The sequence below is a fragment of the Aquirhabdus sp. genome, from assembly GCF_046462495.1.
Lineage (GTDB): Bacteria > Pseudomonadota > Gammaproteobacteria > Pseudomonadales > Moraxellaceae > Aquirhabdus.
The window spans coordinates 268,014-294,195 of sequence record NZ_JBKGVE010000003.1 but is presented as its reverse complement, the minus strand read 5'-3'; the positions used below and the strand labels follow the sequence as shown (position 1 = coordinate 294,195).

Sequence of the window (26,182 nt, the reverse complement as noted above, 5' to 3'; positions counted from 1 at the left end):
TGTATTTTCAGAGGTGAGTGTCATGACAACAAAGATTGATCATATCGTTCAAATCGGTACTGTGCCTGCACCCGATGACATCTATATTCAGGTGACTAAAGGTGGGCCCTATTTAGTCCACGGCAAACCGCCAGTCCAGCAAGTGATTATCGAAAAGAATGAAACGGGTAACTCGGGTCGGTATGCCGCAGGCAAATCCTTCGAGTCCTCAGAATCAATGGCTTTATGTCGCTGCGGACACAGCAAACATGCGCCTTTTTGCGATGGTTCTCATCTTAAAGCCCCTGTTGATTTAACCGAAACGGCCAGTTTTCAGCCCCTTTTGGCGGGCTCTAAAGAATTCGACGGGCCCACACAACTGCTAACCGATAACGAGTCTTATTGTGCCTTTTCTCGCTTCTGTGATAACGGCCATCAAGTTTGGGGTGAGGTTCAGATGAAAGGAGAGCAACATGAACGGCTGACCGAATTCATGGTTCATAACTGCGCTGGTGGTCGCTTGCTGGTATGGGATCGAGAAACACAGCAACCGATTGAAAGCAAAGAAACCATTGGGATTCATCCCATTGAAGACCCGAGCATCGGCTGTAGTGGACCGCTGATGGTACGTGGGGGAGTCCGTGTGGAAAGTGCAGATGGGCAGTCGTATGAGATTCGCAATCGACAAGCCTTGTGTCGCTGTGGTCAGTCGTCCAATAAACCTTTTTGCGATGGCACCCATGCTTCTTTTAAGTATCACGATGGGATTGCTTGATTTATTTCAAGCGAATCATCAATAGCACTCTTATTTCTTCTTATTTTTTCCCGTGCTGGGTGTGATGCTTGGCGCGATTTCATCTGTAACCAGTCCTGCCGATTCAAAGATGACATTGCCAATCAAAGGCCAAAGGCCCGTACCTGTCACTTCCATGACAAACGTACCTTTACTGTCCTTGCCGCTTTTACCCTTCAAGGCATCTGCAAGTTTGACTTGTTTCTTTTTGCTGAGCTTATGTAGGCTGACCACCACGCCTTTACGCGCTAGCAGGTCACGTTTTTCTTCGACCAAGGCCAAAAATCCACTCGGCTTTAAATCCATGCCATGACAAATCGAGAAGAGCTGTTCAAGCGTCAGTGAGCTTTCACCATTCTCAATCCGCGACCAAGATGAGTTGCCTATATCCAAAAAATGCGCGGCTTCCGTCTGCGATAAATCCCGTTCAATCCGTCGTTTGGCAAGCAAAGAGCCAATGAGGGCAGGGACGCTCGTATATAAGTCTAGCTCTGCGGTCATGGATCGGACTCACTGGTCATTATCGGTTAAATCCTAGCATACCTTAAATTTCAGAAATTGTGTCTGGTGGGCATTATCCGTTTTTTACAAAAATTGCATAAAACGGGAAACATGTGATTGACGCAACTCTTGTGTTAGGCGTAATATGCGGACGTTAATTGACCAGATGGTTTTTTGGACAATATTTATTTGTTGAGCATTTTTTTGAGGTGGCAGCGCCTTTGTTCGTTGGAGATAGCGTGTGAGCAAGTCAGTCAGTCTCGGTGATCATGTCGTCACCCCAAGAATGGGTTTTACCCATCATGGCATCTATATCGGTGATCAGCGTGTAATGCATTATGCGGGCTTTATCGATGGCTTCGCAGTGAAAGGCCCTGTTGCGATTACTTCGCTTGAACGTTTTGATAATGGCTTTGGCTTTTGGGTGCAAGATCATGACCGCAAGTTTGATCGGGCCGAGAGCGTAGAGCGAGCCTATAGCCGCTTGGGCGAAGACGACTACCATATTCTATTTAATAACTGCGAGCACTTTGTCAGTTGGTGCATCTCTGGTGTGCACTCCAGTGCACAAATCAAAAAACTCACCTTCAATGCTGCTGCCATTAGCTTTGCGACGCTTGAAGGTATTGGCAATCTGGCCTCCAAAGTTGCTGCAGGCTGGCGTGCGGTTCAGGAAGCTCGCCATCTGGCACGTGCCCAATCCTAAAAAATTGAAGGAAGGGTTTTTTCACAAGCGCTTATGTGAAAAGTCCCCTGCTCTAGCGCTCAAGCATCCTAAAAAGCCCATTCCTTGTGATTTGGGCTTTTTTTAAGCATTGTTTTTAACGTGGTTGACTGTGTAAATGGATGCATGTTAGAAGATGTTAGTGAATTATTTTATTGAGTGGTTTATGAAAAAGTCTATTTTCTTAATGAGTTTGAGCCTGCTGATGGCGAGCTGTGCCAGCCAATACAGTAGTCATATCACTGGCATAAGCGACCTCACACCACCAGTTGATGAGAGTGACCGAGTGGCGAAGTGTAAATGGATTCATCAAGAAACCATCAAACAAAATAATATTGCGTCCAGTAATGGCAGTGCCTATGCCGGATTAACCGCATTAGCACAAACGCAAACTAAAAATAAGATCGCGGCGCTTGATGCAAAAGCTACGGAATTAGGATGTAAACGCTAAGTTGATGAGATCTCAAAAGCTCACTTCGGTGGGCTTTTTTTTATGGTCCATTCGATAAAAAGACCTATCAATTATTGTGTTTTCCTTGTTCTTTGACTGAGGATTAAACAGTGCTATAGATGTCCGTATTCAGCCCGCTGAGATGATCTAATCCGTTTACATCCCTTAACACTCGGTTAAAAATCGACTAGACTACGCCTCTTCTAAATTCGCTTTAGTTCTTTCACATAACTCCAAAATATGAGCAATCATTGATGTCTCAATCCCATGCGCTCTCCAAAACCAATTCTCCGGCTCAAGTCCTTTTTGCCAGTTTGATTGGTACCACGATTGAGTTTTTTGACTTTTATATCTATGCCACGGCAGCGGTATTGGTTTTCCCAAAACTCTTTTTCCCAGCAGGCGATGCGACTTCCGCAACCTTGCAGTCCCTAGCGACTTTTGCCCTCGCGTTCTTTGCACGTCCGATTGGCTCAGCCGTCTTTGGTCATTTTGGTGATCGGATTGGTCGTAAAGCCACGTTGGTTGCGGCACTGCTGACCATGGGGATTTCGACCGTTATTATTGGCTTACTGCCAACCTACGCGTCGATTGGGGTGCTGGCACCATTGCTGCTGGCGCTCTGCCGCTTTGGTCAGGGTCTGGGCTTGGGCGGGGAGTGGGGCGGTGCAGTATTGCTCGCCACTGAAAATGCGCCTGCGGGTAAACGCGCATGGTACGGCATGTTTCCACAATTGGGTGCGCCAATTGGATTTCTGTGCTCCACCGGTTTATTTTTGCTATTGACTCAATCGTTAACCGAAGCGCAGTTCTTTGATTTTGGCTGGCGTATTCCGTTTCTGGCCAGTAGCTTGTTGGTCTTGGTCGGTCTGTATGTCCGCTTAACCTTGCATGAAACCCCAGCTTTTAAAAAAGCGATAGAGAACAACGAACGCGTCAAACTGCCGATAGGCACGGTGTTGTCTCAGCATGGTGGTAAAGTGTTGGTCGGTACCTTCGCAGCGTTGGCTACTTTCGTATTGTTTTATCTCATGACTGTGTTTGCACTCAGTTGGGGGACCAGCGCACTGCATTACACCCGTAAGGACTTCTTAATCCTGCAAATGGGCGGCGTGTTGTTCTTTGGTTTGGCGATTCCGGTTTCTGCACTGCTTGCCGATCGTTATAGCTCACGTACTATGCTGATTGCGGCGACGATTGCGATTATTGTTTTTGGTCTGTGTTTTGCACCACTGTTTACGGCAAGTAGTTCGTTTGAAGTACTCGCATTCCTGGCGATTGGTCTAAGCCTCATGGGTTTAACGTATGGGCCACTCGGTACGGCGTTGTCAGAGCTTTTCCCAACTGCCGTTCGCTATACTGGCGCATCGCTTGCGTTTAACTTGGCAGGTATTGTTGGTGCATCACTGGCACCATATATCGCGACGTGGTTAGCGGGTCACTACGGCTTGGCTTATGTTGGTTATTATTTGGCTGCGGCGGGTGTGCTGACATTGGCAGCACTGCTGATGATCAAAAAAGCGGACTAACCCGTAAAAGGGCAATTCCTTCAAGGACGATGTATAGGGCGTACGACGATGTATAGGGCGTACAAGGATGTACGCCTGATCTGGATTTTTAGCAAAGGCTTAGAAAAACGTTTATAACAAGTGTGGTGTTCTATCATTTTGACATAAAGCGCAAAGGGGATGACTTATGACGACAACACGTACGGATATATCTACCCACTCTTCCGCTAATTCGCCCGCTCAAGTACTCTTTGCCAGTCTGATTGGCACCACCATCGAATTCTTTGACTTCTATATCTTTGCCACTGCTGCGGTATTGGTCTTTCCTAAGTTATTTTTCCCTGCGGGTGATCCCACCACAGCTGCTTTACAGTCTTTCGCCACTTTTGCGTTAGCTTTTATTGCGCGTCCAATTGGCTCTGCGGTATTTGGTCACTTTGGCGATCGCGTAGGACGTAAAGTCACTTTGGTCGCGGCATTACTCACAATGGGACTCTCAACAGTCATCATCGGTTTACTCCCGACGTATGCATCCATCGGTATCCTTGCACCGTTGTTACTGGCTTTATGCCGCTTTGGTCAAGGTTTAGGTCTGGGCGGGGAATGGGGCGGAGCAGTCTTGCTCGCCACTGAAAATGCACCGCAAGGCAAACGGGCGTGGTACGGCATGTTTCCACAAATGGGCGCGCCGCTGGGCTTCCTATGCTCCACGGGGATCTTTTTAATCCTGAGTAAGACGCTAAGCGATGCCCAGTTCTTTGACTTTGGCTGGCGCATTCCCTTTTTGCTGAGTAGCGTACTTGTCATCGTAGGCTTATATGTCCGTTTGAAGCTCACCGAAACCCCAGAGTTCCAAAAGGCGATTGCCAATAATGAACGCGTTAAACTGCCGATCAGTACGGTGTTTAAAGAGTATGGCAGCCGAGTACTCCTCGGGACCTTTGTCGCGCTGGCGGGTTTTGTGTTGATCTATCTGATCGTGATCTTCACTTTAAGTTGGGGCACTACGGCTTTACACTTTGCCCGCAAAGACTTCTTAGTCTTGCAGATGATCGCCATCTTATTCTTTTGCGTGACCATTCCTCTCTCAGCCGTTTTGTCTGATCGCTATAGTCCTCGCGCCGTATTGATTGCCGCGACGCTTGCTATTTTGGCATTTGGACTGGGCTTTGAGCCGCTGTTTGCCACGACTGATGCAGCGGCTATGCTGGTATGCCTCAGTATTGGTTCCGTGCTTCTCGGTTTTACTTACGGACCATTAGGCACTGCACTTGCCGAGTTATTCCCCACACCTGTGCGCTATACGGGTTCGTCATTGGCATTTAATTTTGCGGGGATTCTGGGTGCATCGCTTGCGCCGTATATCGCGACATGGCTTGCGGGGCATTATGGGGTGGCGTATGTTGGCTTTTATTTATCAGCGGCGGCATTGATTACGCTGGTAGCGTTGTTGGTGATGAGAAAAACAGCCTGAGTTGCATATATTTGTAGTAGGGGAATGAAGTAGCATACAGATGAAGAGCTGCTATTCCGTGCATGATGCTAAATTGCCTAAGACCCTTCTCATCAGACTAATAACTATGAAAAATAAGCTGATTTTCCTTTTTTTGGCTCAACTTTTATGTCTCTGGCAGTGTGCTTTCGCTGATACGTCAGATGTTAACTATTTAAAAGATAAAAGCCGTATAGAGTCCATTGTTGGTGGTTTTTATGAAGGTCGTTTCTCTGATGGAACGCCTTTTCAAATGACGCTGTTTTATTCGAAAGATAATCCTTCTACTTATCAATATCCTCGACAGTTTAAAGGCGAAGTGATTAATCTTGAGCAGACTACTTTTCATGGCAATTCTTTTAAACTCTCAATGAAGTATATTATTGCCGATAATGCTTATCCAAAAGGAAAGGTACTTTATAAAGAGCAGTTTACGGGGAAGCTGTCTAAAGATAAAAAAACTGCATCGGGGATATGGACGCATAGCGCTAATAAAAAGGAAAGGAAGTTACGTTTTTCAATGCGAAAGTTGATTACCTATAAAGAGATTTCAGTCACTCATAAAAGCATCTTTGCATCGCAAACACTAACGCCTGAGGAAGCTGAATGGATAGATCCAACTCGTCCTTTTACATTTAACGCAATTGTGCCCATTCTTAAAGATGAGAAAATCAATGAGGCGGGCTTGGAAAATGCCTCCCTATGCGAGTTTGATCAAGAGTGTAGCAATAGTATATTAGTGGTTGGACACTACAATAATCTAATGAGTCTAAGTAGCGGTAACTCGGGTTACGATGCTGGAAATGCACACGGTCACTATGGATCTATTCTTCGTCACTATGTCTCAACTCATGACGTATCAAATGAAGTATTTTTAGACTATTTTTTCAAAACATCTTCGAGTTGCCTCACAACACTGTCTAATTTAATCCGCAGCGATTTAGAAAAAGAGCAAGTAAGTAGCGCGGAAGGTTTTCGAATGACGGAAACTGATTATAAAGATATAAAATTTATCCCTACACCTTTAGGCTTAGCTTTTGTGTTTGATCCCGAAGAGCTTGGGGGCTACGGTGAAGGCAGTCCCAGTGTTTTTATTGCCAAAGAAAGTATTAAGCAGTGCTTAATTTACCTACCTGAAAGTAAATAAATAGGTGGGCTGTCATCTTTAATCTCTGATTTAAAGCCACTCATTCTTAATCCATGCCACAGTCTCATCCAGATTAAACTCCGCCGCGATCTGCTCCATACGATCTAGCTTATCAACCGCATCCAATGGAATCGTCTCATTGGGTGCAAAGACAATCTGTAGTCGATGATAACGATCATTCAGTAGCTCACGCGATTGATAATCCGATACGCCAGACACTCCATCCGTCAAGACATTGATCAGCGGCTTGATCCATTGCGCATAGCCCCAGTCGAGGGTTTGTCCTTTGATATAAGTCAGACTGACACCCGTGCCAACAGATAGCAAAACCAGCTCATCTAGACTCGCTCGCTCAGTAGGATCATTCTTCTGTGAGATCGCCTGTGCAATCGCCACCACGCTGGGATTGTTAGCAAAGACGCCGCCATCGATATAACCATCGGCTGATGGAAAGTAAGTCGGTGCTGAACTGGTATAGAGTGCGACATCTGCGATTAGGCAGTCATCATCACAGTCGGAGCCTTTAAAGTTATGGAAAATCTTGGGTTTCCATGTTCGCAGGTTGGCTGGTGCACCATTGTCGAGATCAAAGGTTGGGATGGCGACCTTCTTGCTGAGGTCGGTGATTTTCTGGTTACCGAAGATGGTTTTGAGTTCTGCTTTTAAGTTTCTATTCGAGTATTCCGCACCGATAGTCCGACCTAGATCGCGGATGTCGTCCCAGAGGCTATCATCAAAAATCTCTTGGCCTTTATCTTTGTAGAGATCGCCAATGTCATTAGGAGTTTTGCCCGCAGCCAGTCCCAACGCAAGAATGCCGCCAGTGGATGTGCCTGCATAGAATTGAACGCCATCAAGCCATCCTGCGATATCCGGATGTTTGTTAAGACGATCAAGCAGACGGGCAGTGATGAGACCGCGTAGACCACCGCCATCCAGACTCAATATTCGATACTTTGCCATGAGAGTTCACCATGATAGATATCGTGACTTACCCCAAACTCTTCTGCGCTGGCTTAATCAAACTACCCAGACCTTTATTGACCATAAACATCTCAACCCAACTGCGAATCACCGCGGGGTTATCCATCTTAAGCACTTCAGCCAAGAGCTGCTGCGCCTCAGTCAGAGGAATCTGAATCAGAGCCTTACGCACTTTCAGGATGTTGGATGAACTCATCGACAAGGCATTAAAGCCCATCGCCATCATCAGCGCCGCTGTACCCGGATCACCGGCCATTTCACCGCAGATACTGACAGGACGATCCAGCTCACGGCAGCGTTTCACCAACTGATTCAACGTACGAAGTACTGCAGGATGGTAGTGGTTATACAAGGTCGCTACCCGCGGATTATTACGATCGACCGCAAGTAGATACTGGGTCAGATCGTTAGAACCGACAGAGAAGAAATCGACTAATTCAGACAACTCATCAATGATGCTGAGCACGCTTGGTACTTCGATCATCACACCAACTTTGGGTTTGTTGATCTTGACCTGTTCTTCTTCCTGCACTTCATGCAGGGAGCGATCAAGCAGATATAACGACTCTTCCACTTCACTGACCGAGGTGATCATCGGGAAGAGGATATGCAGATTATTGAGTCCGATACTGGCTTTAAGCATCGCACGCATTTGCGCTGAGAAAATCTCAGGATGATCCAGCGTAAAGCGAATACCACGCCAGCCTAAGGCTGCGTTTTCTTCTTCAATCGAGAAGTAGGGCAAGTCTTTGTCCGCACCGATATCGAGTGTGCGCATCACTACAGGCTTGCCTGCAAAGTGGCTGAGCTGTTGGCGATAGATCAGACGTTGCTCTTCTTCACCGGGGAAGCGCTCACGCAGCATAAAGGGAATTTCACTGCGATACAGCCCGACGCCTTTGGCTCCGCGCTGTGCACCGCGAATCACATCGATCATTAGACCGGTATTCACATACAGCGGCATCACGTGACCATCTGGGGTGATGGTTTCGCGGCGCTCATAGGCTTTGAGGTCTTGCGCGGCTTGTTGCTCTTCTTTTTGAATCTCTTTATAGCGCTGACGGAGCTGACGGATCGGATGAACGAAGATACGACCCTGATGAGCATCGACAATCATCTCGACATCATCGAGTGATGTCGTCGGCAGTTCGGTGACGCCAATCACTGTCGGGATGCCCAGTGCACGTGCCACGATCACCATGTGGGAGTTGGCAGCGCCTTCGGTCGTAACAATCGCCGCAACGTTATCCAGTGGCAGTTCGACCAGCATCGCTGTCGAGATTTCCTCACCGATGAGGATACTTTCTTCACCAATCTCACGATGCTGACTGTCAGACGCTTGCAAGCGCGCAAGCAGACGACGACCCAAGTCACGCAAGTCAGCCACGCGTTCACGCAGGTATTCGTCTTTCATCTGCGCGAAATGAGCGGTATGTTGATCGATCACCGCACGGACTGCACCCTGAGCCCAATTGCCGGCTTTGATCTTGGCATTGATTTCGGCGGGGAGTGCATGATCGTCCAGCATCCGAAGATAAACGCTAAACAAGGCGCGTTCATCTTCGAGCAGGGCTTTTTGCATCTTTTCATCTAGATCGCGGATGTCTTTGCGTACAATCTCAAGTGCATCTTTAAAGACGACCAGCTCGGATTTCACATCATCAATTTTGCGATCCGGAACCAGTGACAGGTCAGCAGGAGGATACAGCACGACTGCACGACCAATCGCAATACCGCCGGCACCGGAGACACCTTGGAAAACTTGCGGGGAGGATGCGCTATTGGGTTTTCTAAAAACATCCACTTGCCCGACCGCATGCGCATGAGCAATGGCGCCAGAAAGCTGGGCGCATAACGTCACGAGAAAGGATTCTGCTGCTTCACTAAAGGCACGACGTTCACGGTGCTGCACAACCATAACGCCCATAACCTTGCGGCGATACATGATCGGCACACCGAGGAAAGCGCTATAGCGTTCTTCACCCGTTTCAGGCAAGTAGCGGAAGCGTGGATGGCTGGAGGCATCCTCAAGACTGACGATTTCTTCACGTTGTCCCACCAAGCCCACCAGACCTTCGGTGGTGGACAGAGACACTTCTCCGACTGAATCTGCGTTTAAGCCAACGGACGCCATCAAAATATAGCGTTGATTGCGTTCGTCCAAGAGGTAGACCGAACACACTTCCGTCTCCATGGCTTCGGCAACCAGTTGTACCATGACTTCGAGTGCCGCATGGAGATTTGGTGCGGCATCTACGTCTTGTACAATCTTGCGCAGGCTTTCAATCTGCATGACATCTCCAATTCCGATTTAGGGTTGTCTTATCTTTTATTTCCCTGGATAAATAAGCATTGACGTATGAGGATGATCATTTATCAAGAGGCGTATTGCTAGGTCGCATCAATTCTTTTATAAGGTCTATTCAGCCAACAACGTTTAATTTAAAACGGGCAAATGCGGGATCAGCTCAAGCAATGCCTTGCGATAAACTTCACGCTTAAATGCGACCACTTCGGTCAGCGGATACCAATAACTCACCCACATCCAATGATCAAACTCTGCAGGGGTCTGGGCATCCAGATGAATCTCCGATTCGCTTGCGGTCAATTGTAGTAAAAACCACTTTTGCTTCTGCCCAATACAAACCGGTGGGGCATCGTCCTGCCGCACATAGCGATGCGGCAACCGATAAGGAAGCCAGCCTTGGGTTTGAGCCAGAATCTTCACATGCGTAGGTTGTAATCCGACTTCCTCCCAAAGCTCGCGATACAGCGCTTGCTCTGGGGTTTCACCTTCGGAAATCCCACCTTGTGGAAACTGCCACGCATTATGACCGATTCGTTTTGCCCACAGCACCTGACCTTGTGCATTGCACAAAATCATGCCGACATTGGGCCGAAAGCCATCTGCATCTATCATTGAAACAATTCCAGAAAATATGCCTAATGTGGTGCATGACCATCCTTATTTTTCATCATCGCGTGTCATACTAGGGCATAACATCGTGACATCTTCTAAAAGCTGATATAAACGCAAGGAAAGTACATGAAATTTGATGTTATTTTACCGAAATTCTGTAGGCTTACGGGGATAGTTTTTACAGTTTTTTGTGAGTTAAATCACTAAGTGAATTTTAGAAGTCAAGATGTGGCGACATCATTGGCGAAAATGCTGCATTTTTAATCTGTTTAATAACTTTTGAGCCCATTGGAGGCGAGCATGCAATTGGCGTTATTTGATTTGGATCACACCTTATTAGATTTGGATTCAGATCATGAGTGGGGCGAGTTTTTAATTGCGCAAGGTTTGGTGGATGAAGCTGAACATCGCAAACGCAACGACCAGTTCTATGCGGATTATCAATCCGGCACTTTAGATGCCGTGGCCTACAATGAATTCGTTTTTCAGTTTTTAAAAGGCAAAGCTCCGAGCGCATTAAAAGCGCTGAATGATCAATATCTCGATACCATCATTCGCCCAGCGATGCGTCCAAAGGGGATTGCAGCGATTGAGAAACATCGTCAAGCGGGTCATGAAATCGTGATCATCACCGCGACCAACAGTTTTGTCACCGCACCGATTGCACAGGCTTTTGGTGTTTCTCATTTGATTGCAAGCGAACCTGAAATCATTGATGGCGTATACACCGGTAAACTTGCGGGTGAGCCGTGCTTCCAAGCAGGCAAGTTGCATCATCTCCATGCTTGGCTGGCGCAGCATAATCCGGACCAGAAACTGGACAACAGCTGGGGCTATTCGGACTCGTTTAATGATTTGCCCTTACTGAATTTTGTTGATCATCCGATCACGGTGACTCCAGATAAGCGTCTGCATGCCCATGCACTGGATCATCAGTGGCCGGTAGAAAATTGGTCGGTTCGTGCAGGAGTCTGGGGATGAGGCTGGTTTTAGCAGGTTTCGGACTATGCCTAGTTTCTTCAGTTGCATTAGCGCATGATGTTTATAAGTGTCAGGATGCGGGCGGTGGGGTGCATTACTCCCAAACCACTTGTGCGTCAAATGCTCGCATGTTGCCGTATTCAAAGCTTACAGCCAGTCATTATGAGTATCAGCAGCATCAAGCGGCGCAAGTTCGGCAGTTTAAAGCGCAGCGTTATGCGGAAAGAAAACGCTATTATCAAGCGGAGAGAGCGTCGCATCGGGTGAAGTGAAAAGGCTTTTGATTTTGCATTTAGACGTTCTGAGCATTGCCCAGAACGTCTTTGATTATTGATTTACCCCTCAGCCTGAATCGCCGTCAGCGCAATCGTATAGACAATATCTTCGACCAATGCACCGCGTGACAAATCATTCACAGGCTTGTTCAAGCCTTGTAGCATTGGTCCCACACTCACCACATTGGCACTCCGCTGCACGGCCTTGTAGGTCGTGTTCCCAGTGTTTAAGTCAGGGAATACAAACACCGTGGCACGTCCAGCAACTTTGGAGTCGGGGGCTTTTTGTCTGCCGACACTTTCAATCGCCGCAGCATCGTATTGCAACGGACCATCGATCATCAGATCAGGACGGCGCTCTTGGGCGATCTTAGTGGCTTCACGGACTTTGTCTACGCCACTACCGGTACCGGATTCGCCGGTTGAGTAACTGATCATCGCCACGCGTGGCTCAATGCCAAATGCCGCAGCGGAGTCGGCACTCTGGATCGCAATCTCAGCCAGTTCGGTTGCAGTGGGGTCAGGGTTGATCGCGCAGTCACCGTAGACGACCACTTGTTCAGGCAGCAGCATAAAGAAGATTGAGGACACTAGGCTAAAGCCGGGTGCCGTCTTAATCAATTGGAAGGCGGGGCGTACGGTGTTGGCGGTGGTATGAATTGCACCCGATACCAGTCCATCGACTTCACCCAGCGCCAGCATCATGGTGCCCAGTACCACGGTATCTTGCAATTGGGCTTCTGCAAGTTGGGTTGTGAGCTTCCCTTTGCGGCGCTCCACCATCGGTGCGATATAGCGTGCACGGATGCTTTCGGGTTCGATGATTTCAAGGCTAGGGGGCAATGTAATGCCACGTGCCAATGCCACCGCCTCAACCTCGTCACGTTTTGCTAACAAAATACAATGCGCAATACCCCGTGTTTGGCAGATGACCGCCGCTTGAATGGTGCGCGGCTCAGCACCTTCGGGCAACACAATTCGCTTGGTTGCCGCTTGGGCTTTTTTAACGAGTTGATAGCGGAATGCCGATGGAGACAGACGTTCGGAGCGCTGTGCTGCGAAGTGTTTTTTCAGCCAGTCGATATCAAGATGGCGTGCTACGGTGGCCATGACTTGTTCGGCACGGTCATGGTCATCAGCAGGGATTTCATTGCTCATCTGGCTTAACCGTTGCACGGTTTCAAATGAGTCGCTATCCACCGACAGTACCGGCAGGCCTGATTTAAAAGCATTGGTACAGAGCTGGAGTAGCGGTTCCTCGGGCAGATAGTCACCCGTCAGAACCACGCCAGCCAGCGGCACGCCATTCATTGAGGCAAGGCAAGCCGCAACCAAGACATCTTCCCGATCACCCGGCGTGACAATCAGCGTATCTGGCGTGAGTGCAGATAGGATATTCTTCACGGTACGTGCACACAAAGAAACACGGCGGACGCGGCGCTCTGTGGCCTCGCCGCGATTTAAGAACTTGGCACTTAACACTTGTGCGACATCGATAATACGCGGTGAACTTAAGACTTCATTGAAAGGCACTACACCGATTAAATGAAAGTTATCGGTTCCCATGTCTTGGGAAAGTGGCTTGAGTGCCTGAATGATTCGACTTTGCAGAACGGCTAGTTCAGCAGGTTCACCCAACGCCGCTTCGGTCACGCCTTTGACACGGTTTAAGATGTAGCCAAGGGTTCGCTCCGAAGCTGTGCCCCCAAAGGCTTGTGCGACGAGGTCTAAACGATCAGCAAGCCCTTCAAGGTGGTCGATATCCGCCGTGGTGACGATGATTACACTGGCATCGAGAGATTGGGCCAGTGCCGCGTTCAGCTGAGGAGCATAGCTACTTTCACTGGTGGGTACGAGTCCTTCAACGATCAAGACATCTTGGCCTTGTCCGCTTTCATTTTTCATGCTCATGAGCTGCTCAAGCAGTTCATCCATGTGACCATCACCCAGCATACGTTCGACCGTGCTTTGTTGCATGGCTTGCACCACAGGGCGATTTAAGGTTTTACTGACCAGAAGACTAGAACGGTCACTACCATCACCATCGGCATTGAGTTCTGCCTGTACAAAAGGCTTCATGAAGCCCGCGCGCATACCCGCCATATCGAGTGCACGGATTAAACCTAAACAGGCTGAGGTGAGGCCGACGCCAATACCGGTGGGGACGATCAAAAAAGTTTGCATGAAAAAAGTCCCTTCAAATGGTCTTACTAATGTTTTCGTGGTGTTATGGGCGCTATCGCAAAAAGCGTGTCATACAAGCGACCCTTATAAGTCCAGCACACTCCGTGTTTCGCGTGCGATCTGACCTTCTTCATCGGTGGGGATCACCCAGATCTGACGTCCTAAATAGGCGTTGATCCCAAGTTCCGTGTCATCCGCGCCCTGATCTATACGTCCTTCTGCCCCGCGGATCATTTTCTGATTTTTTTGGATATCGAGATAGAGTCCAAAATGGGGGAGGAGCGCTAATGTTTTGGCACGGATCACCGCTGCATTCTCACCAATCCCACCAGTAAAGATAATGCCCGTAAACACAGGCAATGCGCAACTCATGGCCGCCAATGACTGGGCAAGGCGATAGCAAAAGACATCAATGGCAAGCTGCGCCCCGCGATGTCCATCCGCCGCCGCTTCAGTCAGGGTGCGCATGTCATTGGATAAACCTGACAGACCCAGTAAGCCACTTTTTTTATTGAGGATCTGGTCAATTTCTTCGAGTGACCAGCCCAGTGTCCGGGTCAGATGAATGTGCAGACTAGGATCAACATTTCCGCTGCGCGTGCCCATCACCAGACCTTCTAGCGGGGTGAGACCCATGCTGGTATCCATACTCTTGCCTTGCCAGACAGCACAGGTGGAGCAGCCATTGCCTAAATGTGCAGAGATCCATCCGTTGTCGCCATCGACGAGTTGGTCAGTATGCTGGGTAACATAAGCGTGACTGGTGCCATGAAAACCATAGCGACGAATGTGATGCTTGCTATACAGATCTTCTGGCAAAGCATAGCGAAAGGCTTGCGGGGGCATGGTCTGATGAAATGCAGTATCAAATACGGCGACTTGCGGTAAATCTGCAAACAGCTTCAAGGTGGCATCAATCCCTTGCAAGTTCGCAGGATTATGCAGCGGGGCAAGCGGCGTGGTCTCACGAATCGCGTTTAAGACCGACTCATCGATCTGCACGGCATGGGTGAACTTCTCACCACCATGCACCACACGATGACCAATCGCAATCGGCTGTTCATCCCCCAGTCTTTTTAAAATTTCTGTCAGTGCCGCTTGATGATCCGCGTGCGGAATCGCAAATGAAGTTTTTTTACCATCTTCGGTTGTGATATTCAGTAAGGCTTCCGGTGTGCCTAAGTTTTCTGCCAGTCCCGAGCGACGCACTTGATGGGCTGCGACGTGTTCGGGAACGAGTGCAAATTTAATCGATGATGAACCGCAATTGATCACTAAGATTGGACGAGACATAGGAGATAACTGTGATGAGCTTCATTGCATTATAGACTGGAAAAATGAAGATTTGACGGCAGAATTCAGTCCAAAATGAAGGTGATATGTGCTTAAAGCGTAACGAAAGTTTTTCTTTGAGCCTCAAAAAAATCCCAGCCTGTCGCTCTAACAGGTTGGGATTGATCACAGGACTAATGCGGGTCTTGTACCTGACTTATCAAACGACTTACTCCACGATTTACCACATCACCACGCGTTTTTCCGGTGGTAGGTACATCTTGTCACCTTCCTTGATATCAAAGGCTTTGAAGAAGGCGGGTTGGTTGAGTAGTGCGCCGTTACCGCGGAATTCAGACGGCGAGTGCGGGTCTGTTTTCACGGCCATGATTGCGGCATCATCGCGCACTTTCTCGCGCCAGACTTGTGCCCAGCCCAAGTACAAGCGTTGATCTCCAGTCTTACCGTCAATCACCGGAGCTTCTTTACCTGCTAGCGAGAGGTGATACGCCTTATAGGCAATTGCCAGCCCTGAGTTGTCTGCAATATTCTCACCGAGTGTCAGTTCGCCATTGACCTTGTAGCCGGGAACTGGGCTATACGCACTGTATTGTGCAACCAATGCTTTGGTTTTGACCGCAAAGTTCTTATGATCAGCGGCCGTCCACCAATTACGCAGATTACCCACTTCATCATATTGGCTACCTTGATCATCGAAGGCATGGCTGATTTCATGTCCGATAACCCCACCAATCCCGCCATAATTGACCGCATCATCCGCTTTGGCATCAAAGAATGGCGGCTGCAAGATTGCGGCAGGGAAGACAATTTCATTGAGCGACGGGTTGTAGTAGGCATTTACAGTTTGCGGCGTCATGCCCCATTCCGCACGGTCGACTGGTTTGCCCAGCTTGTTGATTTCATATTGACTGGCAAAGAGCGCAGAGCGGATTTCGTTGCCGATCAAGTCATCTTTTTTGATTTCCAAAGATGAGTAGTCGCGCCATTTGTCGGGGTAACCGACCTTGACCATGAGCGTAGATAGTTTTTTCTGTGCTTCGATCTTGGTTGCTGGACTCATCCAGTCCAGTTGGTGGATGCTGGCCTGATAGGACTTGATCAGGTTATCCACCAGTACCAGCATTTTGGCTTTGTTTTCAGGCGGAAAGTATTTATCGACATACACTTTGCCGAGTCCTTCACCCAATGAGCCATCGACGGTCTCGACACCTCGTTTCCAGCGCGGCGTATTCTCAGGCGTGCCTGAAAGTACGGTGCCGTAGAAGGCAAAGTTTTCATCAACATAAGCCTTGGACAGGTCAGGTGCAAAATGATTGATGACATGGAACTTCAGATAAGCCTTCCATGTGTCCACTGGCGTTTTATCAATAATGCGACTCAGGGCTTTAAAGTAGGTGGGTTGGCTGACGATAACTTCATTGGTTTTGTCTTTCAGACCGGCGTTGGTTAGATATGCATTCCAATCAAAATGCGGGGTTAGCAGCGGAAGTTTTGCAGTGGTGACTTTGTTATAGGTTTTGATCGGGTCGCGGTTCTGAACATTGGTCCATTGCGCCTTGGCAATGTCAGTTTCAAATTTCACGATGTCAGCCGCGTGTTTTTTTGCAGCATTATCGCCAGACATGCTCAGCAATTTCTCAACATACACTTGGTATTTTATGCGTGCATCTTTGAGTTTGGCATCGTCTTTCAGATAGTAGTCGCGGTCCGGTAAGCCCAAACCACTTTGACCCAAGCCCACGGTCATTTTGGTGGAGTCCTTGTCATCCTGCTTGATTCCAAACTCGATTGGAGAGACCACATTGATCAGAGACAAATGGGCAAGCAGTGCAGCGAGTTGGGTTTTGTCGCTCAGTGCATCAACTTTAGCCAGTTCAGGGGCAAGGGGAGCAAGCCCTAGTTTCTCTAGAGCAGACTCATCCATAAAGCTCTGATAGAAATATGAAATTTTCTCTTCTACGCTTCCTTTAGTCAGGTCTTTTGTTTCGCTCATTTGCGTGATAATGGTTTGCAACTGGGTCAGAGACTGCTCATACAATTCATAAAAAGCGCCCCAACTGGATTTATCTTTGGGAATTTCGGTATTTTTAAGCCATGTGCCATTGGTATATTTATAGAAATCATCTTGCGGGCGTACTGCGAGGTCAAAGTTTTTCGGGTCAATGCCCGAAACTAACGTTGCCGCTGTGGTAGGGGATGTTGCTGTGTTCGCTGTGGTCTCTGCTGCATGGGATAGACTACTGATCTGGCTGAGTATCGCAGCAGCAAGTAGTGTACGGGTCATGATCTGTTTCATGGATTCTCTCGATCTGATCAACATGATTTAAAAAGTTTGGCTGGGTGTCATTCGTTTAAAAAAATGACCCATTAATTGCTTAACAGGTCATTCGTTTTTAGTCTTAAGCGTTCGCCTGATTTACCACACGATTTACCACATAATCACGCGTTTTTCTGGTGGCAAGTACATCTTGTCACCTTCTTTGATTTCAAACGCTTTGTAGAACGCAGGCTGGTTGACCACCGCACCATTACCACGGAACTGCGCTGGCGAGTGTGGATCGGTCTTCACGAACACAATCGCCTGTGCATCACGGATCTTGTTGCGCCAGACTTGTGCCCAGCCTAAGTACAAGCGCTGATCACCGGTAGTACCATCAATGATTGGCGCTTCTTTGCCACCCAGAGACAGTTTGTAGGCCTTGTAGGCAATCGCTAGACCCGAGTTGTCCGCGATGTTTTCACCGAGGGTCAGCTCACCGTTAACGTTATAACCGGGAACTGGGCTATAGGCATTGTATTGCTCAACCAGTGCTTTGGTTTTCTTGGCGAATTTCTCGTGATCCTGCTTGGTCCACCAGTTACGCAGATTACCCACTTCATCAAACTGACTGCCTTGGTCATCGAAGCCATGGCTGATTTCATGACCAATCACCGCACCGATTCCACCATAGTTGACCGCATCATCAGCATTGGCGTTGAAGAATGGTGGTTGCAGAATCGCGGCCGGGAACACGATTTCATTGAGGGAAGGGTTGTAGTAGGCATTGACTGTTTGTGGTGTCATTTCCCACTCATCACGATCCACAGGTTTGCCCAGTTTGTTGAGCTGATACGCGTATTCAAAAGCCGCAGAGCGGATTTCATTGCCGATCAGATCATCCTTTTTGATTTCAAGCGCGGAGTAATCACGCCATTTTTTGGGATAACCGATTTTGATCATCAGGGTAGCCAGTTTCTTTTGTGCCTGTTTCTTGGTCGCAGGTCCCATCCAGTCTAAGGTGTCGATACTTTGATGGTAGGCAGCGATCAGGTTGCTAACCAGCTTCTCCATACGTGCTTTGTTTTCAGGCGGAAAGTACTGCTCGACATAGAGTTTACCCAAGCCTTCGCCCAATGCACCTTCAACCGTTTTTACACCACGTTTCCAGCGGGGTTCATTCTCAGGCGTACCGCGCAGGGTGGTGCCGTAGAACGCAAAGTTTTCATCAACATAGGCTTTAGACAAGTCTGGAGCAAAATGGCTGAGAACGCGCAGTTTGTAATACGCTTTCCAGACATCCAGTGGTGTTTTTTGCAAGACTTGATCGTAGCCTTTGAGGTAGCTAGGCTGGGCAACGATCACATAGGTGATTTTGTCTTTGAGGCCCGTATCGACTAAGTAGCTGTTCCAGTCAAAGTGCGGTACTAGACCTGCCAATTTTGCCACTTCAACTTTGTTATAGGTTTTGACCGGATCGCGGTTTTGCACTTTGGTCCACTGTACTTTCGCCAGTTCGGTTTCAAGCGCAAGGATGGCTGCTGCGTTTTCTTTGGCTTTAGCGTCACCAGACAGTGTTAGTAGTTTTTCGACATAAGCTTGATATTTGACGCGCGCGTCTTTTAGTTTTTCATCGTCTTTCAAGTAGTAGTCGCGATCAGGTAAGCCGAGTCCACTTTGATCAAAGCCTGCAACGATTTTGGTTGAGTCTTTGGCATCTTGACCGATCCCGAGTTCAAAAGGCGAGCTGACTTGGATCTTGGCTAAATGGGCCGTGTATGCTGCAATTTGTTTTTTGTCTTTCAGCGCATCGATGGTTGCGAACTCGGCATTCAGAGGAGTCACACCAAGTTTTTCTAGTGCGGCTTCATCTGTATAGCTGGCGTAGAGGTCTGCAATTTTTTGTTCAACGGAACCAGTGGGAATGTCTTTTTTTGCACTGATGGTATCAACGATAGTATGCAGTTGATTCAGGGAGTTTTCAGCCAGTTCATTGAATGCACCCCAGCGTGATTTGTCAGCAGGGATTTCGGTATTTTTGATCCATTTGCCATTCACATGGTCATAAAAGTCATCTTGAGCACGGATACTGGTATCGGCATTTTGCGCATCAATACCCGAGATTAATGGCGCAGGGGTGGTTGCAGTGGTCGCTGCGACAGGTGCAGCAGGCGTTGGGGTTTCAACAGCATAGGCGATTGCGGTCATCTGCGTGAGCACGGCAGCGGCAATCAGAGTTCGGGTCATCACATGCTTCACGAATAAAAATCCTCTAGCAGGTTGAAATATAAGGGGCTCATAGAAATATTGAGCTAATCATCGACTATATCAGCTTGATGCAATAGGATTATTGTTGAATATGGTAACTGACTCGGATGACTTGTGATCAGCACGTGTAACCTTGTTCAGGGCTGTCATTTTTTAGGTATTTGTTATTATTATAAAAAATAGTGATTGTGATGCTTAAATATCGTTTTGTCTGAATAATCAATATATGCTTATGAATATAAAGATAATTGTTAGTAATTATTTTATTTATACAGACTTGTAGAAAGAATGAGCAGTGCTGTTGTCAGGATAAATGATGGGACGGAATCATGATCAAGAATCGCAACCAAAAAAAAGCCCAGTGGGGTAACTGGGCTTATAAAGCGTTAATGGCTTTTAAAAAGGTTGGGTTCTAGCGATGCACTAGCGCGATACCCAGCCATTGGGTTGTTGCTTGGGAATCAGTATCCACAGGACAATGTAGACAAGGATTCCGGGAAAAGCTGCACTGGCCAGCGATATTGCAATAAACACCAATCGGACGAGGTTAGCATTCCAACCAAACCGTTCAGCAATCCCACCCATAACCCCAGCAATCATATGATGTTGAGTTGAGCGTTGCAGACCATTCATAGCAGCAGTTCTCCGTAAATTGTCCTGCCATGTGGCAGTGAAATTATTATCTATGCTTTCTATATCAGGATGTAGTGCGACTATGTGGTGTTTCATTAGCAGCATGTGACGGCATAAGCGGAATTTGTAAATGTACTGATCTGTTTTCAAGCAACGATGTGATCCATTTGGCATTCATCAACTATTCATTAGACCAGTTGATCATGATTAACACAATCAGCACGATTTTAAGAAAATTTATATGACGTTTCGTTGCACACTGGGGTGGAATGGAACCCTCTTTTTTCAGGAGAAGTATCGTGAGTCTCGTCAATGTCGGAATCGAAAACTCAATTCATATCAATCTGCATTATGAGGACTTGGGCTCGGGTAAGCCCGTCGTCCTGATCCATGGCTGGCCGCTGAGTGGGGCGTCATGGGAAAAACAAACAGCGGCGCTTCTTGCAGCGGGCTATCGGGTCATTACTTATGATCGCCGTGGATTTGGGCGTTCCACTCAGCCCTCGACAGGCTATGACTACGACACCTTTGCATCTGACCTGAATAAAGTGCTGACCAAGCTGGATCTGCATGATGTGACGATGGTCGGATTCTCGATGGGCGGCGGCGAGGTTGCACGCTATGTGGGGACGTACGGTACAGAACGTGTGGCTAAAGCCGTATTTATCGGCGCTGTGCCGCCCTACTTACAGAAAGCCGATGACAATCCTGAGGGTGTCGATGGCAGTGTATTTAAGGACATTCAGCAAGGATTGCGCGCAGATCGCCCTGCATTCTTGGCTGGGTTCTTAAAAGATTTCTTTAATGTTGATGTGCTTGGTGGCGTCTCGATCAGTGATGAGGTCGTACAGTATAGCTGGAACGTTGCAGTAGCGGCATCGCCGAAAGGTACCGTAGATTGTGTTGCCGCATGGGGCACCGATTTTCGCAAAGATCTAGCCCGTTTCACCATTCCGACCTTGGTGATTCATGGCGACAGTGACCGTATCGTGCCGCTGGATATCTCGGGCGCGAAGACGCATAAGGCGATTAAAGATGCCAAGCTTGTGGTGGTCAAAGATGCGCCCCATGGTCTGATATGGACGCATGCTGATCAGGTCAATGCAGCGTTACTTGAGTTTTTGGCGGGTTAATAAAAACTTAAAAAAGGCTTTGAATAAGAAGATGTTCAAAGTCTTTTTTTGTTGCTGTTATTCAATAAGCTGCGATCCAAGTTCTACGGTACTGGTATCATGGATGAATAAAGCATTGTGCAGAGGGTTTGAATGAACGATACCGAAATCAGTAAGTTTTTAAGTTTTGTTTTAAGGCATCAGCCTGAAGTGATCGGATTGACGCTTGACCGGGAAGGGTGGGCGAATATCGATGATTTACTGGTCGGTGCGATCGCAGATGGTAAGTCTTTAAGCTATGAACTCATTGAAGCTGTGGTTGATGGCAGTGATAAAAAACGATTTGCGATTTCAGAAGATGGCACACTGATTCGAGCTGTACAAGGGCACTCGACCGAGGCCGTGCAGCGCAGCTTTCCAGAGCAAGTACCACCACCAGTTCTCTATCACGGTACCGCTACTCGATTTGTAGAATCCATTCGAGAGCAGGGGCTTTTGGCAGGATCACGGCAGTATGTGCATTTATCTGAGCATCAAGAAACTGCAATTTCAGTTGGTAAACGCTATGGCAAACCAATCGTGTTAAAGATTCAGGCGCTACAGATGCAGCAGCAAGGTTTTAAGTTTTTTCTCTCTGAAAATGGGGTGTGGTTGACGCAGAGTGTGCCAGCTCAATTTATCGAAGACTCATTGTGAGTTTATCAGTTTAAATCTTTGTGTGGTTTACATGCGAAGACGATGTTAGACCACAACAACTATAACGTCTTGGACATTTGCGCCTTCTTACGGAATTCGCCTGGAGAAACCCCGGTCCAGCGCTTAAAGGCACTTTGAAAGGGGCTTTGCTCTGAATAACCCAACAAAAAAGCAATCTCACTTAAGCTAAAGTTGGTATTACTCAGATAATGTTCAGCATATTCCCTCCTAACTTGGTCGAGCACGTGACGATAGGTGATACCTGATGAGTGGAGAGCATATTGCATCGTGCGTGATGACATGCCTAAAGCATGCGCAGACTGTTCAATCGAGATAAGATTGTTGGCTAGATGCGTGGATAAGTATTCATGTAATTTTTGCAAAAAGCTGGGCTGATTGATGGCTTGCAGACTCTTTTCGACTTGGGCAACTAGCAGTTTATGGGTCTCCAAGTCATAGTGAGAAATGGGTAAATTAAGGAGACTATGATCAAAAACAAGTTTGGTCACCTCTGCATCAAAGAATATCTGACCGCCAAAAATACGTTGATAAATATCAATCTGCTCGGGTTGTTTAAAGCTAAAATAGGCATCAAATTGTAATGATGGATTTGATGTTAGCCACCGTGAAAAAATGACCATACTGACGAGTGATTGCTGCATGAAAATGGGAGAGGTGGGCTGATATACAGGGTACCAATGGACCTCAGCACGATTCCCATTTTCGATGAGTTTAGTTAGGTTGACATCATCAATAATTTGCTCATAACGCATCAGCAGAATAAAAATATCACGTAGGGACTGGCTGCTCATCGCGGCAAAGCCAAACATGCCTAAATATTTCGGTTGTATCTGTTCCGCTACTTTCAGGGCGAGATTGGGATCATTGGTCAAAGCAATCGCGCGTTCAAACATCATCAGCCAAAGTGAAATGGGTACCCGTGTGCCGTGAGTACTCATTCTACTTAGCAATGTTGGCTCAAACATTTCACTTAAATTGACTCCGATACCTCGAAGATAATCTAAGAGTGCTTGTACAAAGAATGTACTTGCACTTTCTTCTCGCTGCTGCTTTTTAATTTTCTGATTCATCCCTACGTGATTTATCAATCAATAGATCATCTTCTCAATATCGCACACTTAGCGCGGATACGACTCGTGACCACTTTGGTTTTGTTATCCATTCTTCTTCACTGTAGCAAGGAAAAAACAGTCGATGCAACTCTGATTGAAAAATACGACTATCGATTATTTTTTATGCTTTATATTCGTGATTTCTCAATAATAGGGCATTTTGCTCAATACGAGCCAAATCAAGGATAGGCATGCTACGGTTTGTACGATGTAGAGAATTCATGAACGATATTTCTACAGGTATTCAGCAATAAAAATACGTATGAATGACAATCATCTAAAAAAGTTAATAAGGACATTATTAATGAAACATACAGCCTCTTTACTCATGCTTGTAGGAAGTGTTTTCCCTGTGTCACTTACGCACGCCACTACAACTTCAACCTACCAATATTGTAGCTATTCCGATGGGCTATCAAGCTGTCGTGATGGTAATACTGAACACGTAAGCTCTAAATATGCGCAGACCAAATATCCAATCGTGTTGGCACATGGGCTTTCAGGATGGAGCTCAATTGGCGGTTTTGAGTATTTTTATGGGATCAGTTCAGATCTGACGGAAAATGGCGCTCAGGTTTTTGATACTCAAGTTGCTGCGGCGGAATCCTCCTATGTGCGCGGTGAACAATTGTTGAATCAGATTCAAGAGATTCTAGCTATAACTGGCTCAAAAAGAGTGAATCTTGTTGGGCATAGCCAAGGTGTTCTTGATGGTCGCTATGTTGCTGCGGTGATTCCTAATCAGGTTGCGTCTCTAACGGGTGTTGCCGGTGTTAATTTAGGGTCACCTGTTGCTGATCGAGTTCTCGATGTCATGGATGCCCCTGTGATTGGCGGTTTTACTAAACCTATTATAGGTGGCGTATTAAATACCTTTTTCTCACTCATAGGTATTTCGTCAGGGCAAGCATATAGCCAAAGTAGCTATGCAGCTGTAAAACAACTTTCTACAGCAGGCATGACCGCATACAACAAAAATTTCCCACAAGGGATGTCGACCAGCAAATGTGGCGAAGGTGACCAGCAAGTGAAGTCACCGGATGGAACTAGCACTACCAATTACTATTCTTGGGGGGGCACTGGCATCATAACCAATCCTCTTGATGTTTTGAGTTATGCCTTCCTTGTTACAAGTCCATTGATTTCAGGTTCAAGTGATGGCTTAGTTCCCCGCTGTTCGAGCCATTTAGGGAAAGTCATTCGTGATAACTATAACCAAAATCACATGAATGAGGTCAATCAAATTATGGGAATGGTTGATGTGTTTTCTGTCAGCCCTGTGGTTTTGTACCGTCAACAAGCCAATCGGCTGAAATTGGCAGGCATGTAGTTTCGTAATTATTTTTTATATTTATTCATTAACAACAAATAGTTAGATTTATTAATTGTTGATGGTGGATTTCATCACTCTTTTTTATTAATCATGGATCGGTCTCTTATGAGAATTAAATCTCTGTCTGTTGCTTTGTTTTTAATGGTACTCCCCACAACTAGCCTTTTTGCGGCTGCCATTGACCGTTCGGGTCAATCGATTGCTGCATTTTTACAACCGGGAAATTATGCTGAAGCGGGCTTTACAGTATTGGACCCTACCATTGAAGGTACAGACAGTAGTCGAATCACGGCAACTGGCGATATGGCGAATACTTATCGATTCCCGGTGGGTGCAATCAAGATTCAGCCGTTTGAACAGATTTCTTTTGGATTGATTTTCGATGAGCCATTTGGTGCGGATGCCAGCTATTCAGGCGTAAATAATTTTGTGACAAAGCCGACAGATCGTGTGCTTGGCTCTTTGCCGATCACTAACGAAAGCTTGAATGCAGGTATTACTGGTGGAACTCGCGTTAAGTTAGATAGTCGTAATATTTCGGCCATTATTGGTTATCAGCCGATTAAAAACTTTAATTTCTTTGGCGGTGCCGTGTATCAAGAGGTTAAAGGTCAAGTTGAGTTAAGAGGGTCTGCCTATAGCTTATTCAATGGCTTTAGTGAAACGTTGAAAGAGAGTCACGCCTATGGCTGGTTAGCTGGCTTTGCTTACCAAATTCCTGAAATTGCACTAAAAACGTCAATCACCTACCGCTCTGAAATTGATCATGATATTCAAGGAGAAGAGGCTGTACCCTTAGTCAATGCTCTGCAAGATCCCGTCAATCTTGCCAAGTTGGGTGGGTTGATCAATTCTTTACCGAAGTCTGTGAAAGGTGTACTTACAAATGTCATTGGCATTAATACAAATGCTTCAGGGATCACCAGGATTACAACTCCCCAATCTCTTAATTTAGATTTTCAAATGGGTCTTATGAAAAATACATTAGCATTTGCGAATGTACGCTGGGTAAATTGGTCAAGTTTTGCAGTTCGTCCGTATTTATTTGGTCAAGTTGCTTCTACAGTCTCACCTCTTTTAGGCAAAGGAGGTTCGACACAAGGATTTAATCTTGTTGATTATACTAAAGATCAATGGTCTGCTAATTTGGGGGTGGGGCGCAAGTTTGATCCTCAATTTTCGGGCACCGCAGCGGTTGGTTGGGACAGTGGTGCAGGTAATCCCGTCTCTACATTGGGACCGACGAATGGTAATTGGAATGTAGGACTTGGTTTACGCTATAACCCAGTACCTGCATGGGATGTATCCTTAGCATTGAAATACTTATGGCTTGGGAATGCAGAAGCTCATACAGGATCTTATTCAGTTCCAGGTAATGAATCTGCAGCATATGCAGGTTCATTTAGCGACAATCATGCGATTGCCTATGGATTAAAGGTAGGTTATCACTTTTAAATAATATTGTTGAGCTGGCGAAGCGTGCATTTCAAACGAGATTTGGCTGGCTCAATAGGATAT

At 46.9% G+C, this 26,182-nt stretch carries 22 protein-coding genes; 12 read left to right on the top strand and 10 right to left on the bottom strand.

The features are described from left to right. Positions 1-22: 22 nt before the first annotated feature. Entirely contained in the window at positions 23-754 is a 732-nt protein-coding gene (locus tag ACLHG7_RS02995) for a CDGSH iron-sulfur domain-containing protein (protein WP_410209572.1), read from the top strand. Positions 755-784: 30 nt separating this feature from the next. Here the strand turns inward: ACLHG7_RS02995 and ACLHG7_RS02990 are convergent, their stop codons facing one another. Next, positions 785-1,273, bottom strand: coding sequence for a helix-turn-helix domain-containing protein (locus tag ACLHG7_RS02990; protein ID WP_410209571.1), 489 nt, complete (start codon positions 1,271-1,273; stop codon positions 785-787). Between the two features lie 241 nt (positions 1,274-1,514). On the opposite strand from ACLHG7_RS02990, the gene ACLHG7_RS02985 reads away from it, so the two are divergent. The 5 genes from ACLHG7_RS02985 (at position 1,515) to ACLHG7_RS02965 (ending at position 6,595) form a co-directional block, all read left to right on the top strand. Next, a complete protein-coding gene (locus ACLHG7_RS02985; protein WP_410209570.1) occupies positions 1,515-1,979 on the top strand; it encodes a lecithin retinol acyltransferase family protein in 465 nt (154 codons plus the stop codon). 184 nt (positions 1,980-2,163) lie between these two features. Further along, positions 2,164-2,448, top strand: a complete 285-nt coding sequence (locus ACLHG7_RS02980) for a hypothetical protein (protein ID WP_410209569.1) — start codon at positions 2,164-2,166, stop codon at positions 2,446-2,448. Positions 2,449-2,702: 254 nt separating this feature from the next. Then, positions 2,703-3,977 (top strand): MFS transporter, encoded by a 1,275-nt coding sequence (locus tag ACLHG7_RS02975; protein ID WP_410209568.1) that lies wholly within the window; start codon positions 2,703-2,705, stop codon positions 3,975-3,977. A 166-nt stretch (positions 3,978-4,143) separates the two neighbouring features. Next, entirely contained in the window at positions 4,144-5,430 is a 1,287-nt protein-coding gene (locus ACLHG7_RS02970; protein WP_410209567.1) for an MFS transporter, read from the top strand. 106 nt (positions 5,431-5,536) lie between these two features. After that, positions 5,537-6,595: a hypothetical protein gene (locus ACLHG7_RS02965; RefSeq protein WP_410209566.1), complete on the top strand. Its 1,059-nt coding sequence runs from the start codon at positions 5,537-5,539 to the stop codon at positions 6,593-6,595. Positions 6,596-6,625: 30 nt separating this feature from the next. On the opposite strand, the gene ACLHG7_RS02960 is transcribed toward ACLHG7_RS02965, so the two are convergent. From ACLHG7_RS02960 to ACLHG7_RS02950, 3 genes are all read right to left on the bottom strand, one after another. After that, the gene (locus ACLHG7_RS02960; RefSeq protein WP_410209565.1) at positions 6,626-7,558 is read right to left on the bottom strand and encodes a patatin-like phospholipase family protein; all 933 of its coding nucleotides are present in this window, start codon (positions 7,556-7,558) and stop codon (positions 6,626-6,628) included. Positions 7,559-7,586: 28 nt separating this feature from the next. Beyond that, complete coding sequence (gene ptsP / locus ACLHG7_RS02955) at positions 7,587-9,872, bottom strand: phosphoenolpyruvate--protein phosphotransferase (protein WP_410209564.1); 2,286 nt, start codon at positions 9,870-9,872, stop codon at positions 7,587-7,589. Between the two features lie 144 nt (positions 9,873-10,016). Further along, positions 10,017-10,499 carry an RNA pyrophosphohydrolase gene (locus tag ACLHG7_RS02950; protein ID WP_114899721.1) on the bottom strand — a complete coding sequence of 161 codons (483 nt, stop codon included), beginning with the start codon at positions 10,497-10,499 and terminating at the stop codon, positions 10,017-10,019. 300 nt (positions 10,500-10,799) lie between these two features. Here ACLHG7_RS02950 and ACLHG7_RS02945 point away from each other — a divergent pair, with 300 nt between their 5' ends. After that, positions 10,800-11,480 carry an HAD family hydrolase gene (locus ACLHG7_RS02945; RefSeq protein WP_410209563.1) on the top strand — a complete coding sequence of 227 codons (681 nt, stop codon included), beginning with the start codon at positions 10,800-10,802 and terminating at the stop codon, positions 11,478-11,480. After that, positions 11,477-11,752, top strand: coding sequence for a DUF4124 domain-containing protein (locus ACLHG7_RS02940; protein ID WP_410209562.1), 276 nt, complete (start codon positions 11,477-11,479; stop codon positions 11,750-11,752). Before ACLHG7_RS02945 ends, ACLHG7_RS02940 begins: the two co-directional genes overlap by 4 nt. A 63-nt stretch (positions 11,753-11,815) precedes the next feature. Here ACLHG7_RS02940 and pta read toward each other — a convergent pair whose 3' ends face one another. From pta to ACLHG7_RS02915, 5 genes are all read right to left on the bottom strand, one after another. Next, positions 11,816-13,939 (bottom strand): phosphate acetyltransferase, encoded by a 2,124-nt coding sequence (gene pta, locus ACLHG7_RS02935; RefSeq protein WP_410209561.1) that lies wholly within the window; start codon positions 13,937-13,939, stop codon positions 11,816-11,818. A gap of 84 nt (positions 13,940-14,023) precedes the next feature. After that, a complete protein-coding gene (locus ACLHG7_RS02930; RefSeq protein ID WP_410209560.1) occupies positions 14,024-15,232 on the bottom strand; it encodes an acetate/propionate family kinase in 1,209 nt (402 codons plus the stop codon). Between the two features lie 220 nt (positions 15,233-15,452). After that, positions 15,453-17,528 (bottom strand): M13 family metallopeptidase, encoded by a 2,076-nt coding sequence (locus ACLHG7_RS02925; protein WP_410209559.1) that lies wholly within the window; start codon positions 17,526-17,528, stop codon positions 15,453-15,455. A gap of 132 nt (positions 17,529-17,660) precedes the next feature. Beyond that, the gene (locus ACLHG7_RS02920; protein WP_410209688.1) at positions 17,661-19,736 is read right to left on the bottom strand and encodes a M13 family metallopeptidase; all 2,076 of its coding nucleotides are present in this window, start codon (positions 19,734-19,736) and stop codon (positions 17,661-17,663) included. 444 nt (positions 19,737-20,180) lie between these two features. Beyond that, a complete protein-coding gene (locus ACLHG7_RS02915) occupies positions 20,181-20,390 on the bottom strand; it encodes a PspC domain-containing protein (protein ID WP_114899713.1) in 210 nt (69 codons plus the stop codon). 299 nt (positions 20,391-20,689) lie between these two features. Here ACLHG7_RS02915 and ACLHG7_RS02910 point away from each other — a divergent pair, with 299 nt between their 5' ends. Next, positions 20,690-21,523 (top strand): alpha/beta fold hydrolase, encoded by an 834-nt coding sequence (locus tag ACLHG7_RS02910; protein WP_410209558.1) that lies wholly within the window; start codon positions 20,690-20,692, stop codon positions 21,521-21,523. A gap of 132 nt (positions 21,524-21,655) precedes the next feature. Continuing rightward, positions 21,656-22,198 (top strand): RNA 2'-phosphotransferase, encoded by a 543-nt coding sequence (locus tag ACLHG7_RS02905; protein ID WP_410209557.1) that lies wholly within the window; start codon positions 21,656-21,658, stop codon positions 22,196-22,198. A gap of 59 nt (positions 22,199-22,257) precedes the next feature. On the opposite strand, the gene ACLHG7_RS02900 is transcribed toward ACLHG7_RS02905, so the two are convergent. Continuing rightward, positions 22,258-23,289: an AraC family transcriptional regulator gene (locus ACLHG7_RS02900; RefSeq protein ID WP_410209556.1), complete on the bottom strand. Its 1,032-nt coding sequence runs from the start codon at positions 23,287-23,289 to the stop codon at positions 22,258-22,260. Between the two features lie 346 nt (positions 23,290-23,635). Between ACLHG7_RS02900 and ACLHG7_RS02895 the strand changes: the two genes are divergently transcribed. After that, on the top strand, positions 23,636-24,661 hold the full coding sequence (locus ACLHG7_RS02895) for a lipase family alpha/beta hydrolase (RefSeq protein ID WP_410209555.1): 1,026 nt from the start codon (positions 23,636-23,638) through the stop codon (positions 24,659-24,661). 108 nt (positions 24,662-24,769) lie between these two features. Then, positions 24,770-26,119 carry an OmpP1/FadL family transporter gene (locus ACLHG7_RS02890; RefSeq protein WP_410209554.1) on the top strand — a complete coding sequence of 450 codons (1,350 nt, stop codon included), beginning with the start codon at positions 24,770-24,772 and terminating at the stop codon, positions 26,117-26,119. Positions 26,120-26,182: the final 63 nt, after the last annotated feature.